The following is a 16649-nucleotide window of genomic DNA, read 5'->3' as shown; positions in this document are numbered from 1 at the left end:
GGAGTCTCCGCTCTGAGGGGCCCGGCCCCCGCCGTCTCAGCTCTCGTCGTGGGTGTCGGCCGCCTCGACCTCTTCGCGGGTGATGCCGAGGAGGTAGAGGACCGTGTCGAGGAAGGGGAAGTTCACGGCCGTGTGCGCGGCCTCGCGCACCACGGGCTTGGCGTTGAAGGCGACACCGAGACCGGCCGCGTTCAGCATGTCGAGGTCGTTGGCGCCGTCACCGATCGCCACCGTCTGCACCAGCGGCACCCCGGCCTCCGCGGCGAACCGGCGCAGCAGCCGCGCCTTGCCCGCGCGGTCCACGATCTCGCCGGTGACCCGGCCGGTCAGCTTGCCGTCGACGATCTCCAGCGTGTTGGCCTGGGCGAAGTCGAGGCCGAGGCGTTCCTTGAGGTCGTCGGTGACCTGGGTGAAGCCGCCGGAGACCACGCCGACCTGGTAGCCGAGCCGCTTCAGGGTGCGGATCAGGGTGCGCGCGCCGGGGGTCAGCCGGATCTCGTTGCGCACCTTCTCGACCACGGAGGCGTCGAGCCCGGCCAGCAGGGCGACGCGGGCGTGCAGCGACTGCTCGAAGTCCAGCTCGCCGCGCATCGCCGCGGCGGTCACCTCGGCGACCTTGTCCTCGCAGCCCGCGTGGGCGGCGAACAGCTCGATGACCTCGTCCTGGATGAGGGTGGAGTCCACGTCCATGACCACGAGACGCTGCGCACGCCGGTGCAGGCCCGCGGAGACGACCGCGATGTCGACACCGAGCGCCCCGGCCTCCGACGCCAGCGCGGTGCGCAGAGGCTCGGTCTCCACGCCGGAGACCGCGAACTCCACCGCCGTCACGGGGTACTTGGCGAGCCGGAAGATACGGTCGATGTTGCCGCCGGCCTTCGCGATCCGGGCGGCGATGGCGGCCGTCGACTCGGCGGTGAGCGGATGCCCGAGGACGGTCACCAGGGAGCGCCCGAGACCGCGCGGGCGGTTGTCGCCGTGCCCCGAGATGATCTCGGCCTGCATCTTCATCGACTCGGCCCAGCTGTGCACGGTGGCCCGCAGATCACCCTCGATGCCGGCCGGCGGCTGGCTCACCAGCGCGCACAGGACCAGGCGTCCCCGGGTGACGACCTGCTCGATGTCGACCACGTCGACGGAGTACGCGGCAAGCGTGTCGAAGAGTCCGGCCGTGATGCCCGGCCGGTCCTTGCCGAAGATCTTGACGAGGAGAGTGGGGACCTCGGGGGTCTGCGCAGCAGTCATGGTCTCACCACCGTATCCGGCACCCCGTGCCGCCCGCCGCCGAGGTCCGCCTGACGGACACGGAACAATGGATGGCGTCCCGGCATCAAGGATCTTGCCAACAGCTTCCCACCACCACACCGAACCCACCGCCCGAGCGACCGCCCACCGACGGCCGGAGTCCGGGTGGTGGGTTCTCGGGCGGCGGGTTTTCGGGTGGCGGTTTCCCGGGCCGCGCCGGGGCCGGGCCGCCGGGGCCGCGCGCGCCGGCCGCGTCGGCAGCCCGGGCCGCCCCCGCCCCCCGCCCCCGCCGTACCGGCCGCGCCCCCACCCCGGCCCCCACCCGGCACCGGGCACCTCCCACTCAGCCCCCCACCCAGCCCCCCGCTCAGCACCTCCCACCCAGCATCACCACCCCCACCAGAGCCGACGTCAACTCCCTTTCTCCTCAAGGAAAACGAGAACGACCCGCATCCCCCGCCCCCTCTCCCCACCCTCTTCCAGCCCCACTTATCCCGCTCGCCGGAATTGCGGTCCTCCGGCGAGGGCGCCGCACGTGTTCCGCGCAAGGGCCGGGTTTTGGTCAGGGGGGTGCGCCTGAAATAGTTCCCCACGATGTTCGACATCCCTAGACTCCCTGCGATGGGGGAAATTCGGGGGACAACTCAGTGGGGCATGGAGTGCCGGAACTCGTACTGGAAACAAACGGACGTACCTGGACGCTCGACCCGTCCAGGCCTTACACCCTCGGCAGAGATCCGCAGGGTGACATCGTGTTCGAAGACGCCAGGGTCTCCTGGCGACACGCCACGATCAGCTTCAACGGCCGCAGTTGGGTCATAGAGGACCACGGCAGCACCAACGGCACGTATCTCCAGGGTCAGCGGATCCAGCAGACGGAGATAGGCCCGGGGGTGGCGCTGCACCTCGGCAACGCGACGGACGGACCGCGGCTGGATCTCGCCGGTGCCGCGGCCGCCGCGGGCAGGCAGGAGGCGCCGTACGCCGCGGCCCCCGCGGGCTGGGCGCCGCAGGCGGCCCCCCAGCAGGCACCCGCCCAGGCGGCCCAGCCCCCGCACCAGGCGGTGCCCCAGCAGGCACCCGCCCCGCAACCCGGCTGGCAGCAGGCGCAGCAGGCCCAGCCCGCCCCGCAGCAGGCCGCCTTCCCGTACCAGAAGGACGCCCAGCCCGCCGCCTTCCCGCAGCAGGCCGGGCCGGGCGGGCCCGTGCACGGGGACCGCAGCCCGACCACGTTCCACCAGTTCGCGCTCGGCCGGGTCATGCGCATCGGCCGTGCCCTGGAGAACGAGCTGGTCGTCTCCGACCTCCAGGTCTCGCGGCACCACGCCGAGTTCCACTCGACGCCCGACGGCCGCTTCGAGATCCGCGACCTGGGCTCGCACAACGGCACGTACGTCAACGGCCACCCGGTGCCCAAGGGCGGCTCGGTGCAGCTCGGCCCGGCCGACATCGTCGGCGTCGGCCACTCCACCTTCCGCATCGTCGGCGACCGCCTCGAGGAGTTCGTCGACACCGGTGAGGTCTCCTTCGCCGCGCGTCACCTGACCGTCACGGTCGACGGCGGCAAGCAGATCCTGAGGGACGTCTCCTTCGGCGTCCCGGAGAAGTCCCTGATCGCGGTCATCGGCCCGTCCGGCTCCGGCAAGTCCACGCTGCTGAAGGCGCTGACCGGCTACCGGCCCGCCAACCAGGGCGAGGTGCTCTACGACAACCGGAACCTGTACAAGCAGTTCGCGGAGCTGCGCCAGCGCATCGGCCTGGTCCCGCAGGACGACATCCTGCACAAGGAACTCAGCGTCAAGAAGGCCCTGAAGTACGCGGCCAAGCTGCGCTTCCCCGCCGACACCACCGCGCAGGAGCGCGACGCCCGCATCGACGAGGTGCTGCGCGAGCTGAAGCTCGACATCCACAAGGACAAGAAGGTCACGTCCCTGTCCGGCGGTCAGCGCAAGCGTGTCTCGGTGGCCCTGGAGCTGCTGACCAAGCCGTCGCTGATCTTCCTGGACGAGCCGACCTCCGGCCTCGACCCGGGCATGGACCGCGACGTCATGCAGCTGCTGCGCGGCCTCGCCGACGACGGCCGTACCGTGCTCGTCGTCACCCACTCGGTGGCCGAGCTGGCGCTGTGCGACAAGCTGCTGGTGATGGCGCCGGGCGGCGCGGTGGCCTACTTCGGCCCGCCGGAGGAGGCGCTGAACTTCTTCGGCTACGACAGCTGGGCCGACGTCTTCTCCGCGTTCGAGAACTACCGCGACTACGACTGGGCGGGCCGCTGGAAGGGCTCGCAGCACTACCAGATGTACGCCGCGGACTTCGACGCCGACGTCCCGCAGCAGGCGGCGTACATGCCGCCGCCCGCGGCCATCAAGCCGCCCAAGCCGCAGGCCTGGGGCTCCCAGTTGCTGACCCTGATCCGGCGCTATGTGTCGGTCATCGTCTCCGACAAGGGCTTCCTGGCGCTGACGGTGATCCTGCCCGCGGTGCTCGGCTCGGTCAGCCTGCTGATGAACCACGACCACGGCCTGCTGGTCAACCCGAGGGTCGACCCGCGCACCGGCTTGCACGTACCCAACGGCACCGCCACCACCGTGCTGCTGATCCTCGCGGTCGGCGCGTGCTTCGCGGGCGCCGCGAACTCCGTGCGTGAGCTGATCAAGGAACGGGTGATCTACGAGCGGGAGCGGGCGACCGGCCTCTCCCGGTCGGCCTACCTGATGTCCAAGGTGGTCGTGCTCGGCGCCGTCACCGTGCTCCAGGGACTGATGGTCGGCCTGATCGGCTTCTCGTCCCGCGAGATCCCGGACCAGGGCGTGATCCTCGGCGGCTCGACCCTGTTCGAGCTGTGCCTGCCGATCATGGCGCTCGGCTTCACCTCGATGATGGTCGGCCTGGTGATCTCCTCGCTGGTGAAGACCGCCGAGAAGACCATGCCGCTGCTGGTGATGTTCGCGATCATCCAGGTCGTCTTCACCGGCTGCCTGTTCACCCTGCACGGCACGCTCGGCGTCAACGAGTTCTCGTACCTGATGCCCTCGCGCTGGGCGGTGGCCGCGGCCGGCGCCACGCTGGACTTCAACAACATCGCCCCGAACGGCGACGACCCGGGCAGCACCGACCCGCTGTGGAACCACACGGGCGCGGCCTGGGGCATGGACATGATCGCGCTGCTCGTGCTCGGTGTGGCCTGCGGCTTCTTCGTGGCCCGCTTCCTGCGCCGCCACGAGCCGGAGGTCATGCGCAAGTAGCCCGCGCACCACGTCACGAAGGGCGGCACCCCGCGATGGGGTGCCGCCCTTCGGCGTTCGTCAGAGGTCCGCGCCGACCTCAGTACGCGCTGTTGACGTTGTCCATGGAACCGTACCGGTGGGCGGCGTAGTTGCAGGCGGCGGTGATGTTGGCGACCGGGTCGTAGATGTTCCACGAGGTGCCGGCCACGTGGTACGTGTTGAAGGTGGGCTGGATCACCTGGAGCAGGCCCTTGGACGGGATGCCGTTGATCGCGTTGATGTCCCAGTTGTTGATGGCCATCGGGTTGCCCGAGGACTCACGCATGATGTTGCGGTACAGGCCGTTGTAGCTGCCCGGGATGCCCTTGGCGTGCATGATGTCCAGGGACTGGCGGATCCAGCCGTCGAGGTTGTTCGCGTAGGTCTTCGCGGCGACGGTCTGCATCTGCGGACGCTGCGCGGAACGGCCGGCGGCCTGCTTCGCGGCGCGCTCCTGCACGGCCTTCTTGGCGGCGGCGTCGGCGGCGGCCTTCTTCGCGGCGGCGTCGGCGCGCTGCTTGGCGACGGCGTCGGCCTGCTGCTTGGCGGCGGCCTTCTGCTGCGCGGCGATGGCGTCGAGCTTGACGTTCTGCGCGGCGAGGCGGTCGGTGACCGTGCCCTTGACGTTGGCCAGCGTGGCGTCCTGGGTGGCGACCTTCGCGACCTGCGCGGTGGTGGCCGGGGAGCCGGTGGTGACGGTGTCCGCGTTACCGGGGACGGCCGACAGGGCGATGGCGGCGGTGCCGAGAGCGGCGACACCGGCGACGGCGAGCTTGCGCTGCTTGGTCAGGGCACGATTTCGAGCACGACTGAGGATGTTCTTGGGCATGGCTGATGGACCTCTTCGATAGCGCGGAGGTCGCTCCTGCGTCCGCCGGGGGAATCGGTTCCTCCCGCACAAAGGCCGCGGGACGAACCCACGGCGCTGAGCGACGAAAGCAATTCTTAGCGGCCGCAAAATGCCCTGGCAAAGGTGTGACGTACGAAGCCCGATAGTGGATCAGGGAAGGCCAAAACGGGACAGAATGGAGCATCTGTCCCGTTCGCGGCGGGGGGTATATCTCCTATGTCTGTTCGTACGTGATGTGGACCCTATGCGCGGGCTCACAGGGAAGACAGATCAGTCTCACGGGGAGTTGCCATCGCAACGCGCGCTGTGAGGCTCAGCGCGCACTCTCCTCCCGAAGGAGGAGATGGACGTCCCCGAACTCGTGCCACAGGTAGCGCCCGCGCAGCGCCTCCTCGTACGCCCGCTCGACCGCGGCCCGCCCGGCGACGGCCCGCAGCATCAGCAGATGCGAGGCCTCCGGCTCGTGCAGCCCGGTCAGCAGCCCGTCCACCACCCGCACCCCGCGCTCGGGCGTGACCACCAGGTCGGTCCAGCCCTCGCGGGCCCGCACGACCCCGTCCGGGCCCGCGGCCGACTCCACCGCCCGTACGGCCGTCGTGCCCACCGCGATCACCCGGCCCGCCCCGGCCGCCGCCGCGTTGATCGACCGCGCCGACGCCTCCGGCACGGCGAACCACTCCGGATACGGCGGCTCGTGCGCCTCCGCCGACGACACCCCCGTGTGCAGCACGACCCGCGCGAACCCCACCCCCCTGCGCACCAGCTCCGCCACCACCCGCGCGGTGAAGGGCCGCCCCGCGCTCGGCATCTCCGCGCTGCCCGATCCGTCGGCAGTAGGAAGGGAGAACAGCGTCTGGTAGGCGGACAGCGGCTGATCGCGCGCCGTGTAGGAGTAACGGATGGGCCGCCCGTGCTCCCGCAGCAGCCCCGGGACCGGGCCGCCCGCGACGCGCGCCCACCACAGACGCTCCCCGCGCCCGCCCACCGGCTCCTCCAGCACCAGCCGGACCCCGCCCGTCAGCCTCACCTCCGTCCCCGCGCGGACGCCCGCCCGCGCGCGGGTGGTGCCCCGGCCGTCCGGCTCGCGCGGCTCCACCGCCCAGCGGCCGTCGTCGCCGCGCGTCGAGAAGTGCACCACCACGGGCGCGCGCCCGATCCGGCCGTCCACCGCCGCGGCCAGCGTCGGGGAGGTGTTGACCACCAGCAGGTCCCCGGCCCGCAGCAGCCGCGGCAGTTCGCGGAACGTGTGGTGCGTCACCCGCGTCCCGTGGGACGCGAGGAGCCGCACGTCGTCCCGTTCTCCACCCGGGCCCCGCTGTTCGGCCGGTTCCCGCGCGGACAGCTCCTCCGGCACCCGCACGACCGTGCTCATCGGCCCGCCCCCAGCGCCGGCGCCGCGTACCGCCCGGAGGCCGGGCGCTCGTCCAGCAGCCGCAGGAAGGCCGGCACGACGGTGCCGGGCGCCGGCCGCGCGTCGTCGTCGTCGGGTACGGCCGCCGCGTACAGGTCGGTCGCCATGTCCCCGGGGTCCACCGCCCACACCCGCAGGCCCGGCTCCTCCACCGCGAGCACCGCCGCCAGCCGGTCCAGGGCCGCCTTCGAGGCGCCGTAACCGCCCCAGGTCTCGTACGCCTCGGCCGCCGCGTCCGAGCTGACCGTGATCACCGTGCCCGCGGCCGACGCCCGCAGCAGCGGCAGCGCCTCCTGGACGAGGCCCAGCGCGGCGGTCAGGTTCACCTCCAGCGCCCGCCGCAGCCCGTCCAGCGGCAGCCCCTCCAGCCGTACCAGCGGCTCGGCGCCGAGCGCGCTGGCGTTGTTGACCAGCAGGTCGAGGCCGCCCAGCTCGCGGGCGGCGGCCACCAGCGCGGCCCGGTGCCCGGCGTCCGTGACGTCCCCGGGAAGCGCCACCACCCGCGTGCCGTACCGGCCGGCCGCCGCCGCGGCCTGCCTGAGCACCCCCGCGCCCCGCGCGTCCAGCACCAGGTCCCAGCCCCGCTCGGCCAGCGCCTCGGCGAGCGCCCGTCCCAGCCCCTTCGAGGCACCCGTGATGATCCCTACCGGCATGACTATCGTCCCCTCGTCACCCCGCCCGGTCGGACGGGTGGCGATCACGGTAGGAACGCCCCCTCGGCCACCGCCTCGGCCGCGAGTCCCGGACCGGCGGGTCCCTTCGGCGTACGACACCGGCCCGGGCCCCCGGGCCTACGCCGCCGGCCCTAGGACCAGCGGACGGCACCGGGCCGACGGCGGGCCGATCCGCGCCGTCACGGCCCGCCGGTACCGTGACGGCATGAGCCACCGCCCCCGGTCCGGCCTCACCGCGGTGAGTTCCGCGTTGCTGGCCATGAGCAGACACCTGGAGATGCGCGACGTCCTGAAGACGATCGTCGTCTCCGCCCGCGAGCTGCTCGACGCGCAGTACGCCGCCCTCGGCGTCCCCGACGACCACGGCGGCTTCGCCCAGTTCGTCGTGGACGGCGTCAGCGACGCCCAGTGGAAGGCGATCGGCCCGCTGCCCCGCCAGCACGGCATCCTCGCCGCGATGCTGCACGAGGCCCGCCCGGAGCGCCTCTCCGACGTGCGCGAGGACCCCCGCTTCGGGGGCTGGCCCGACGCCCATCCCGACCTCGTCGACTTCCTCGGGCTGCCCATCCGCGACGGCGACGAGATCATCGGCGCGCTGTTCCTCGCCAACAAGCTGCGTCCCGCCGGGGAACATCCCCCGCACCCCTCGCAGTCCTCGTGTCCGCAGCCGGAAGGCGGCTGCGGCTTCACGCAGGAGGACGAGGAACTGCTCGCCCTCCTCGCCCAGCACGCGGCGATCGCCCTCACCAACGCCCGCCTCTACGAGCGCAGCCGCGAACTCACCATCGCCGAGGAGCGGTCCCGCCTCGCCCACGAACTCCACGACGCGGTCAGCCAGAAGCTCTTCTCCCTGCGCCTGACCGCCCAGGCCGCCACGGCGCTCGTCGACCGCGACCCCGCGCGCGCCAAGACCGAACTCCACCAGGTCGCCGCGCTCGCCGCCGAGGCCGCCGACGAACTGCGCGCCGCCGTCGTGGAGTTGCGGCCCGCCGCACTGGACGAGGACGGACTGATCGCCACCCTGCGCACCCAGATCCAGGTCCTCGACCGCGCCCACACCGCCCGCGTCACCTTCACCGGCACCGGCTACCGCGCACTGCCCGCCGCCCAGGAGGAGGCCGTGCTCCGGGTCGCCCAGGAGGCCCTGCACAACGCGCTGCGCCACGCCCACGCCGAGCGCGTCGACGTGAGCGTGGCGCGGCGCGGCCCCGGAGCGGTGCTGCGGGTCGGCGACGACGGCGACGGCTTCGACCCGGCCGCCGTCCGCCGCGCCGGGCGGCACCTCGGGCTGGTCTCGATGCGGGACCGGGCGAGCGGGGTCGGCGGCACGCTGACCGTGGAATCGGCGCCCGGCAAGGGCACCGTGATCGAGCTGGAGGTCCCCGGTGGCTGAACCCATCAAGGTGCTGCTCGTCGACGACCACCAGGTCGTCCGCCGGGGCCTGCGCACCTTCCTGGAGGTGCAGGAGGACATAGCCGTCGTCGGCGAGGCGGCCGACGGCGCGGAGGGGGTGGAGCGCGCCGAGGAACTGCGGCCCGACGTCGTCCTCATGGACGTCAGGATGCCGGGCATGGACGGCATCGACGCCCTGCGCAAGCTGCGCGAACTCGGCAACCCGGCACGGGTGCTGATCGTCACCAGCTTCACCGAGCAGCGCACGGTGGTGCCGGCCCTGCGCGCGGGCGCCGCCGGGTACGTGTACAAGGACGTGGACCCCGACGCCCTCGCCGGCGCCATCCGCTCCGTGCACGCCGGGCACATCCTGCTCCAGCCGGAGGTGGCGGGCGCGCTGCTGTCTCAGGAGGAGACCAACTCGGGCCAGGGCAGGGGCGGTTCGCTCACCGAGCGGGAGCGTGAGGTGCTCGCTCTGATCGCCGACGGCCGTTCGAACAGGGAGATCGCCCGTGCGCTGGTGCTGTCCGAGAAGACCGTCAAGACCCACGTCTCCAACATCCTGATGAAGCTCGACCTCGCCGACCGCACACAGGCCGCGCTGTGGGCCGTACGGCATGGGATGGCCGGCTGAGACGTCCGTACGGACGTCGTACATCGGTTTCCCCCAAATGGTCCGCACCGGACCGAGATTCATACCGTCGTGGGAATGTCACCCGGATGGCGCATCCCCTGGCGATCTCCGCCGTTCTCCAGTGCGTGCCACGGAGAACCGCCGTGGTGAACGTCCAAGAGGGGTTGGAAAGTGAAGAACCTGAAGAAGGCAGCGGCCGTGACGATGGTGGCGGGTGGCCTGCTGGCCGCCGGCGCCGGCCTGGCCTCCGCCCAGAGCGAGGCGGGCGGCGCGGCCGTGCACTCCCCGGGCGTCGTCTCGGGCAACGTCGTCCAGGCGCCGGTCCACGTCCCGGTGAACGCGACCGGTGACAGCGTCAACGTCATCGGCGTGCTCAACCCGGCCTTCGGCAACCTCGGCCTCAACCGCTGAGGCACCCCGACCGAGGCGCGGGCCCCCCGGATCCACCGGGGGGCCCGACCCTGCCGTCCGGCCGCCGCGAGCGCCCCGTAGATCACCTCACCCCGCTCTCCCGCTCCTCCACCATCGAGTTGTACGCCGCCACCTGCGCCCGCCGGGCCGTCCGCTCCACCGGGCGCAGGGCCTCGGTGCGGGCCGCCATCTCGGAGGAGGTCACGGCGGCGCCGTGACCGTGGTCATGGGCCAGGGAGATCAGGAAGGCGACACGCTGGGCCAGCTCCAGGACGCGGGCCGCCCGGGGCGGGTAGCCCGGGGCCAGGACCTCGCGGCCGGATTCGGCCCTCGCCCGGTACGCGTCGATCGCGGCCTCGGCCACCGGCCCGGAGGCGGCGACGTCCAGTCGGGCGAGCACCGTCGTCGCGTCCCGCAGGGCCTCGGCCAGTTCCCGCTCCGCCTCGCCCAGGGACGGGACGTCCGCGGGCGGGGCCTCGCGGACCGGGATGGCGTGCCAGACCACCTCGGCGTGCACATCGCCCGCGGGCCCGGCCTCGTGCGCCTCGGGCACCAGCCCGAACGCGGCGCCGAAGCAGACCACCGCCTCCTGCGCCTCCAGCGCCCGCGCGTTGAACTCCGGCGGTCCGCTGAGCCCCAGCGGATGGCCGGGCGCCGGCAGCGCCACCCGCAGCCCCGTCGCCCCCAGCGTCCGCAGCCGCCCCAGCGCGAGCGTGAGCCCCACCGGCGCGGCCTCCCCGGGCAGCCCGGCCACCCGGTGCACCGTGTCGTCACCCACAATGGCGAGCGCGGCGTCATCCGGGGAGACGAGTCCGGCCAAAAGGGCATTTCCCCAAGAGGCAAGGCGTCCTGAACGCGGTTCCGTGAGCATGCCCCCACCCTAAGGACCGGACCGATGGAATGGACCGGCGTGCTGGTGGCGTAGATTTCATACGGGCCGTGCCCACCGGCGCGGCGGACCGCGCCACAGGCGTACGCGACAGCCGAGACCGGCCACACTGCAAGGGGAGACAACGCGCTCATGAGCGATGTTCTGGAGCTTCAGGACGTATCCGTGGTCCGTGAGGGCCGGGCTCTGGTGGACCAGGTCTCCTGGTCGGTGAAGGAGGGCGAACGCTGGGTCATCCTCGGCCCCAACGGCGCCGGCAAGACCACCCTCCTGAACGTCGCCTCCAGCTACCTGTACCCCAGCAAGGGCTCCGTCACCATCCTCGGCGAGACCCTGGGCAAGCCCGGCACCGACGTCTTCGAGCTGCGCCCCCGCGTCGGCGTGGCCGGCATCGCCCTCGCCGAGAAGCTCCCCAAGCGCCAGACGGTCTTCCAGACGGTCCTCACCGCCGCCTACGGCATGACCGCCGCCTGGCACGAGGAGTACGAGGACGTGGACGAGCAGCGCGCCCGCGCCTTCCTCGACCGCCTCGGCATGAGCGACTACCTCGACCGCCGCTTCGGCACCCTCTCCGAGGGCGAGCGCAAGCGCACCCTCATCGCCCGCGCCCTGATGAGCGACCCCGAGCTGCTCCTCCTGGACGAGCCCGCCGCCGGCCTCGACCTCGGCGGCCGCGAGGACCTCGTCCGCCGACTCGGCCGGCTCGCCCGCGACCCCATCGCCCCCTCGATGATCATGGTCACCCACCACGTCGAGGAGATCGCCCCCGGCTTCAGCCACGTCCTGATGATCCGTCAGGGCAAGGTTCTCACCGCCGGCCCGATCGAGCTGGAGCTGACCTCCCGCAACCTCTCCCGCTGCTTCGGCCTCCCGCTCGTGGTCGAGCAGGTCGGCGACCGCTGGACCGCCCACGGCCTGCCGCTCTCCTGACCCGGCCGCCACCCCTGGCCCACCCCCTTCGTCCCACTTCTGACCCACACCGGACCCACCCCTTTCCCGCCCCTGTCCGGACCCTTGCACAAACCCGCCGGGGTCCCCGACGCGCCCTGTCCGCCGCCCGGTCGTGGCCCTACGATGACCACGTGGACGACATCGGCTCATGGGTGTGGTGGCTCGTCGGCGCGGCGGCGCTCGGAATCCCCCTCGTCGTCACCGCCATGCCCGAGTTCGGCATGCTCGCGGTGGGAGCCGTCGCGGCCGCGGTCGTCGCCGCCTTCGGTCTCGGCGCGGTCGCCCAGGTGATCGCGTTCCTCGTCGTCTCCGTCGCGCTCGTCGCCGTCGTACGGCCCATCGCGAACCGGCACAGCCGGCAGCGCCCCCGACTCGTCACCGGCATCGAGGCGTTGAAGGGCAGGCAGGCCGTCGTGCTGGAACGGGTCGACGGCTCCGGCGGGCGTGTCAAGCTCGCCGGAGAGGTCTGGTCGGCCCGCGCCCTGGACGGCGACCGGGCCTACGAGGCGGGCCAGGAGGTGGACGTCGTGGACATCGAAGGGGCCACCGCGATCGTCATCTGAGCCATCCTGCCCGCGAGTTGGGCCGGAGTCTGTCAGACTCGACGGGCAAGATCCTTTGAACAGGCACGACCGACGGGCACGAGATCGCCCGAAGGCGTCCAGGCGGAGAGGGGTACGGGGAACACGATGGAACCGGTCATCATCGTCCTGATCATTCTGGTGGTGTTGGTCTTCATCGCCCTGATCAAGACCATCCAGGTCATCCCACAGGCCAGCGCCGCCATCGTCGAGCGCTTCGGCCGCTACACGCGGACCCTGAACGCGGGCCTGAACATCGTGGTCCCGTTCATCGACACCATCCGCAACCGCATCGACCTGCGCGAACAGGTCGTACCGTTCCCGCCCCAGCCGGTGATCACCCAGGACAACCTGGTCGTCAACATCGACACCGTCATCTACTACCAGGTGACGGACGCCCGCGCGGCCACCTACGAGGTCGCCAGCTACATCCAGGCGATCGAGCAGCTCACCGTCACCACGCTGCGCAACATCATCGGCGGCATGGACCTGGAACGCACCCTGACCTCCCGCGAGGAGATCAACGCCGCCCTGCGCGGCGTCCTGGACGAGGCCACGGGCAAGTGGGGCATCCGCGTCAACCGCGTGGAACTGAAGGCCATCGAGCCGCCGACCTCCATCCAGGACTCGATGGAGAAGCAGATGCGCGCCGACCGTGACAAGCGCGCCGCGATCCTCACCGCGGAAGGCACCCGGCAGGCCGCGATCCTCACGGCCGAGGGCGAGAAGCAGTCCCAGATCCTGCGCGCCGAGGGTGAGGCCAAGGCCGCCGCCCTGCGCGCCGAGGGCGAGGCCCAGGCCGTGCGCACGGTCTTCGAGGCCATCCACGCCGGCGACCCCGACCAGAAGCTCCTCTCCTACCAGTACCTCCAGATGCTCCCGAAGATCGCCGAGGGCGACGCCAACAAGCTCTGGATCGTCCCCAGCGAGATCGGCGACGCCCTCAAGGGCCTCTCCGGCGCCATGGGCAACTTCGGCTCCCTGGGCGGCGGCAACAGCGGCAACGGCAACGGCGGCGCCACCCTCCCGGCCCAGAACAACGGCCCGGCGACGGAACGCCGCGAGAAGCCGGGCATCGACTAGAGGGCACTACCAGAGGGCACTACGGCCGGTTCCCCCGCGCCTCGAAGGGGCGCGGGGAACCCGCGGGGACCTCAGGCCGCGTCCGTCCCGAGCCACTCGGGAAGCGCGGCCAGGTCCTCCCGCGCCAGAGCCGCGAGCATCGCGTCCGCGGGCGTCGGCTCGAACGGCATCCGCAGCAAGGTCATACCGGCCTCCTCCGGAGTCCGGTCCGCCTTGCGGTGGTTGTCCTCCGCGCACGCCGCCACCGTGTTCAGCCACGTGTCCTGCCCGCCCTGCGCCCGCGGCACCACATGGTCCACCGTGGTCGCCCTGCGCCCGCAGTACACGCACCGGTGCCGGTCCCGCACCAGCACCCCCCGCCGCGACCACGGGGCTTGTCTTCGGAACGGCACCCGTACGTACCTGCACAGCCTGATCACCCGGGGCGCGGGTATGTCCACGCAGGCCCCGCGCATCCGCAGCTCGGGATGGGCCTGCTCGACCACCGCCTTGTCCTGGAGCACCAGAACGACGGCTCGGTTCAGAGTCACCGTAGACAGCGGCTCGAAGCTCGCGTTGAGCACAAGCGTGTCACGCATCCAGCCCACCTCCCGTGTGCACCGGCCCACCCCCCGGCGGGCTCGGCTCAACTCTGGACGGGCGCGTCGAGATGGACAACGCAATAAAAAATGCCCGCCTCCGATCACTTCCAAGACCGGAGGCGGGCAAACGTCCGATGAACGCCTGACTCAATCGAGACGGGGCGTTCAGCCCTGCTCGGGGTTCTCGTACTCGCCGATCAGCTGGGCCCGCGCGATCGCGTGGAACCGCAGGTTGAACCCGACATAGGCCGGCGAGGCGTCCGCGTCGGGACCCAGCTTCTCCTGGTCCACCGCGTACACCGTGAACACGTAACGGTGCGGGCCGTCGCCGGGCGGCGGGGCGGCGCCACCGAAGTCCCGGGTGCCGTAGTCGTTGCGCACGTGCACGGCGCCCTCCGGCAGGCCCTCGAACTTGCCGCCGCCCGCGCCCGCGGGCAGCTCCGTCACGGAGGCCGGGATGTCGAACAGAACCCAGTGCCAGAACCCGCTGCCGGTCGGCGCGTCCGGGTCGTAGCAGGTCACGGCGAAGCTCTTGGTCTCCGGCGGGAAGCCCTCCCACCGCAGGTGCGGCGAGGTGTTGCCGTCGGCGTAGACCTGAGCACCCTTCAGCGTGGCGCCCTCCTCGACGTCCGCGCTCGCCACCGTGAACGACGGCACCGGCGGGTGGAAGTCATGGGGGAGCGGCCGCCGCTTGAGCTCGGTCACCTTGGTACCTCCTGTATCGATGATCTGGATTGAACAGAGGGAAGCCTAGAGCCAGTTGCGCTTGCTTCCGACCTCGGACAGCCACTGGTTCAGATACGCCGCCCAATCGGTCCCCTGCCAGTCGTGGTGACCCACCTGGAAGGACCGGTAGGTGTCCGAGCCCTCGCTGAACAGACCCGCCTTCTTGTCCATCTCCAGGACGACGTCCATGGCGTGCTCGTCGGCCACGAAGCTCAGCTCGACCTGGTTCAGGCCCCGGTACTGCGACGGCGGGTAGAACTCGATCTCCTGGTAGAACGGCAGCCTCTGCCGGGTACCCCGGATGTGGCCGCGCTCCATGTCGGCGCTCTTGAAACGGAAGCCCAGCTGGATGAACGCGTCCAGGATCACCTGCTGCGCCGGCAGCGGGTGCACGTTGACGGGGTCGAGGTCGCCGGAGTCCACGGCACGGGCGATCGCCAGCTCGGTGGTCACCCCGATGTGCATCCCGCGCAGCGCCTGGCCGTCGATCATCGTCACCGGCGTCTCCCAGGGAATCTCCAGGCCGAACGGCACCGCGTGCACGGCACCGGCCTGGAGCTCGAAGGCACCGCCGAGGCGCACCTTGGTGAACTCGACGTCCTGCTTGTACTCCTCGTCGCCGCTCTCGACCTCCACCCGCGCCTGCAGACCGACGGACAGCCCCTCGATGGCCTGGTTCACGGAACCGCCCTGGATCCGCACCTCGCCCTGGACCACGCCACCCGGTACGACATTCACCTCGGTCAGCACCGTCTCGACCGAGGCACCGCCGGCCCCGAGGCTCGCGAGCAGCTTCTTGAACGCCATTGACTCTCCCTTTGCGAACGGACCTCGCCCCTACAAACGCGATCAGCCCGTGGCCGGTTCCTCGCATGTGGCCGTGACCCGGCCGGACCACCCCCGTGGACTACTCTCGGAGGGCATGATCGCGCCCCCGGACCGTATGCCACTGCCCCGGAAGTTCTTCGACCGCCCGGTCCTCGACGTCGCCCCCGACCTCCTCGGCCGCATCCTGGTCCGCACGACGCCCGACGGCCCGATCTCGGTGCGCCTCACGGAGGTCGAGGCCTACGACGGCCCGAACGACCCTGGCTCCCACGCCTACCGCGGTCGCACGGCACGCAACGCGGTGATGTTCGGGGAGCCCGGACACGTGTACGTCTACTTCACCTACGGCATGTGGCACTGCATGAACCTCGTCTGCGGACCCGAGGGCAGGGCGAGCGCCGTACTGCTGAGGGCCGGCGAGGTCGTCGAGGGCGCGGAGCCGGCCCGCAAGCGTCGTCCTTCGGCCCGCAACGACAAGGAACTGGCCAAAGGCCCGGCCCGCCTGGCCACCGCACTGGAGGTCGACCGCGCCCTGGACGGCACGGACGCCTGCGCCTCAGGCGAGACCCCGCTGCGGATCCTCACGGGCACCCCCGTACCCGCCGAACAGGTACGGAGCGGTCCGCGCACCGGCGTCGCGGGCGAGGGCGGGAACGGCGACCTCCACCCCTGGCGTTACTGGGTGGCCGGCGACCCGACGGTGAGTCCCTACCGGGCCCATGTCCCGAGGCGCAGGCGAAGTTGACTCGCCCTCGGAAGATGCGTAATGTATCCCGAGCCGCTGAACCGGGTACGGCGATCGCCTGCAGCCGGAGCGGCCAACCCACTACCTAGACGCACCCCTTCATCGGGGTCGTTTTCGACGCTTTCACGCGCCCGAATTCGAACCCGAGGGACTCGATTATGAGCCCCGGAAGGAATGAGCTAACGTAGTGAATGTCGAAAGGCCGACGGCGAAAGCCGAAAGCCCGAGGCAAATCCCGCCGACCGGGAATCGGAGCCGAAAGGATCTGATAGAGTCGGAAACACGAAAGGGAAGCGCCCGGAGGAAAGCCCGCGAGGGTGAGTACAAAGGAAGCGACCGTTCCTTGAGAACTCAACAGCGTGCCAAAAGTCAACGCCAGAT

At 71.4% G+C, this 16649-nt stretch carries 16 protein-coding genes; 8 read left to right on the top strand and 8 right to left on the bottom strand.

All coding sequences use genetic code 11. The annotated features are described in order from the left end of the window. Positions 1-36: 36 nt before the first annotated feature. A complete protein-coding gene (gene serB / locus AB0927_RS37530) occupies positions 37-1245 on the bottom strand; it encodes a phosphoserine phosphatase SerB (protein ID WP_366672322.1) in 1209 nt (402 codons plus the stop codon). Between the two features lie 659 nt (positions 1246-1904). On the opposite strand from serB, the gene AB0927_RS37525 reads away from it, so the two are divergent. Beyond that, positions 1905-4490: an FHA domain-containing protein gene (locus tag AB0927_RS37525; RefSeq protein WP_366672321.1), complete on the top strand. Its 2586-nt coding sequence runs from the start codon at positions 1905-1907 to the stop codon at positions 4488-4490. A gap of 79 nt (positions 4491-4569) precedes the next feature. On the opposite strand, the gene AB0927_RS37520 is transcribed toward AB0927_RS37525, so the two are convergent. The 3 genes from AB0927_RS37520 to AB0927_RS37510 form a co-directional block, all read right to left on the bottom strand. After that, positions 4570-5340, bottom strand: coding sequence for a transglycosylase SLT domain-containing protein (locus AB0927_RS37520; protein WP_366672320.1), 771 nt, complete (start codon positions 5338-5340; stop codon positions 4570-4572). 334 nt (positions 5341-5674) lie between these two features. After that, positions 5675-6733, bottom strand: a complete 1059-nt coding sequence (locus tag AB0927_RS37515) for an S-adenosylmethionine:tRNA ribosyltransferase-isomerase (protein ID WP_366672319.1) — start codon at positions 6731-6733, stop codon at positions 5675-5677. After that, a complete protein-coding gene (locus AB0927_RS37510; RefSeq protein ID WP_366672318.1) occupies positions 6730-7425 on the bottom strand; it encodes an SDR family NAD(P)-dependent oxidoreductase in 696 nt (231 codons plus the stop codon). The genes AB0927_RS37515 and AB0927_RS37510 overlap by 4 nt, the downstream gene beginning before the upstream one ends. A 226-nt stretch (positions 7426-7651) precedes the next feature. Here AB0927_RS37510 and AB0927_RS37505 point away from each other — a divergent pair, with 226 nt between their 5' ends. The 3 genes from AB0927_RS37505 (at position 7652) to AB0927_RS37495 (ending at position 9884) form a co-directional block, all read left to right on the top strand. Further along, a complete protein-coding gene (locus AB0927_RS37505; protein WP_366672317.1) occupies positions 7652-8839 on the top strand; it encodes a GAF domain-containing sensor histidine kinase in 1188 nt (395 codons plus the stop codon). Beyond that, the gene (locus AB0927_RS37500) at positions 8832-9473 is read left to right on the top strand and encodes a response regulator transcription factor (RefSeq protein ID WP_366672316.1); all 642 of its coding nucleotides are present in this window, start codon (positions 8832-8834) and stop codon (positions 9471-9473) included. The genes AB0927_RS37505 and AB0927_RS37500 overlap by 8 nt, the downstream gene beginning before the upstream one ends. Before the next feature lie 171 nt (positions 9474-9644). After that, a complete protein-coding gene (locus AB0927_RS37495) occupies positions 9645-9884 on the top strand; it encodes a chaplin (protein ID WP_366672315.1) in 240 nt (79 codons plus the stop codon). Between the two features lie 82 nt (positions 9885-9966). Here the strand turns inward: AB0927_RS37495 and AB0927_RS37490 are convergent, their stop codons facing one another. Then, complete coding sequence (locus AB0927_RS37490; RefSeq protein WP_366672314.1) at positions 9967-10755, bottom strand: hypothetical protein; 789 nt, start codon at positions 10753-10755, stop codon at positions 9967-9969. Positions 10756-10905: 150 nt separating this feature from the next. Here AB0927_RS37490 and AB0927_RS37485 point away from each other — a divergent pair, with 150 nt between their 5' ends. The 3 genes from AB0927_RS37485 to AB0927_RS37475 all read left to right on the top strand — a co-directional run bounded on the left by AB0927_RS37485 (position 10906) and on the right by AB0927_RS37475 (position 13388). Then, complete coding sequence (locus AB0927_RS37485; protein ID WP_366672313.1) at positions 10906-11703, top strand: ABC transporter ATP-binding protein; 798 nt, start codon at positions 10906-10908, stop codon at positions 11701-11703. Positions 11704-11855: 152 nt separating this feature from the next. Next, positions 11856-12287: an NfeD family protein gene (locus AB0927_RS37480; protein WP_366672312.1), complete on the top strand. Its 432-nt coding sequence runs from the start codon at positions 11856-11858 to the stop codon at positions 12285-12287. 126 nt (positions 12288-12413) lie between these two features. Next, positions 12414-13388 (top strand): SPFH domain-containing protein, encoded by a 975-nt coding sequence (locus AB0927_RS37475; protein WP_366672311.1) that lies wholly within the window; start codon positions 12414-12416, stop codon positions 13386-13388. 71 nt (positions 13389-13459) lie between these two features. Here the strand turns inward: AB0927_RS37475 and AB0927_RS37470 are convergent, their stop codons facing one another. The 3 genes from AB0927_RS37470 to AB0927_RS37460 all read right to left on the bottom strand — a co-directional run bounded on the left by AB0927_RS37470 (position 13460) and on the right by AB0927_RS37460 (position 15502). Then, positions 13460-13966 (bottom strand): HNH endonuclease, encoded by a 507-nt coding sequence (locus AB0927_RS37470; protein WP_366672310.1) that lies wholly within the window; start codon positions 13964-13966, stop codon positions 13460-13462. A gap of 168 nt (positions 13967-14134) precedes the next feature. Then, positions 14135-14674, bottom strand: coding sequence for a YbhB/YbcL family Raf kinase inhibitor-like protein (locus AB0927_RS37465; RefSeq protein WP_366672309.1), 540 nt, complete (start codon positions 14672-14674; stop codon positions 14135-14137). A gap of 45 nt (positions 14675-14719) precedes the next feature. After that, complete coding sequence (locus AB0927_RS37460; RefSeq protein WP_366672308.1) at positions 14720-15502, bottom strand: sporulation protein; 783 nt, start codon at positions 15500-15502, stop codon at positions 14720-14722. A gap of 115 nt (positions 15503-15617) precedes the next feature. Here AB0927_RS37460 and AB0927_RS37455 point away from each other — a divergent pair, with 115 nt between their 5' ends. After that, positions 15618-16268, top strand: a complete 651-nt coding sequence (locus tag AB0927_RS37455) for a DNA-3-methyladenine glycosylase (RefSeq protein ID WP_366672307.1) — start codon at positions 15618-15620, stop codon at positions 16266-16268. Positions 16269-16649 lie beyond the last annotated feature (381 nt).

It is taken from the genome of Streptomyces sp. NPDC048106, assembly GCF_040706415.1.
Classification (GTDB): domain Bacteria; phylum Actinomycetota; class Actinomycetes; order Streptomycetales; family Streptomycetaceae; genus Streptomyces.
This window is presented reverse-complemented; position numbering and strand designations above follow the sequence as displayed.

Excerpts from the sequence above, each read along its gene's own strand:
- AB0927_RS37455 (WP_366672307.1), top strand. The coding sequence starts at position 15,618 with ATGATCGCGCCCCCGGACCGTATGCCACTGCCCCGGAAGTTCTTCGAC.
- AB0927_RS37520 (WP_366672320.1), bottom strand. The coding sequence starts at position 5,340 with ATGCCCAAGAACATCCTCAGTCGTGCTCGAAATCGTGCCCTGACCAAG.
- AB0927_RS37475 (WP_366672311.1), top strand. The coding sequence starts at position 12,414 with ATGGAACCGGTCATCATCGTCCTGATCATTCTGGTGGTGTTGGTCTTC.
- AB0927_RS37490 (WP_366672314.1), bottom strand. The coding sequence starts at position 10,755 with ATGCTCACGGAACCGCGTTCAGGACGCCTTGCCTCTTGGGGAAATGCC.
- serB (WP_366672322.1), bottom strand. The coding sequence starts at position 1,245 with ATGACTGCTGCGCAGACCCCCGAGGTCCCCACTCTCCTCGTCAAGATC.
- AB0927_RS37510 (WP_366672318.1), bottom strand. The coding sequence starts at position 7,425 with ATGCCGGTAGGGATCATCACGGGTGCCTCGAAGGGGCTGGGACGGGCG.
- AB0927_RS37470 (WP_366672310.1), bottom strand. The coding sequence starts at position 13,966 with ATGCGTGACACGCTTGTGCTCAACGCGAGCTTCGAGCCGCTGTCTACG.
- AB0927_RS37485 (WP_366672313.1), top strand. The coding sequence starts at position 10,906 with ATGAGCGATGTTCTGGAGCTTCAGGACGTATCCGTGGTCCGTGAGGGC.
- AB0927_RS37515 (WP_366672319.1), bottom strand. The coding sequence starts at position 6,733 with ATGAGCACGGTCGTGCGGGTGCCGGAGGAGCTGTCCGCGCGGGAACCG.
- AB0927_RS37460 (WP_366672308.1), bottom strand. The coding sequence starts at position 15,502 with ATGGCGTTCAAGAAGCTGCTCGCGAGCCTCGGGGCCGGCGGTGCCTCG.
- AB0927_RS37505 (WP_366672317.1), top strand. The coding sequence starts at position 7,652 with ATGAGCCACCGCCCCCGGTCCGGCCTCACCGCGGTGAGTTCCGCGTTG.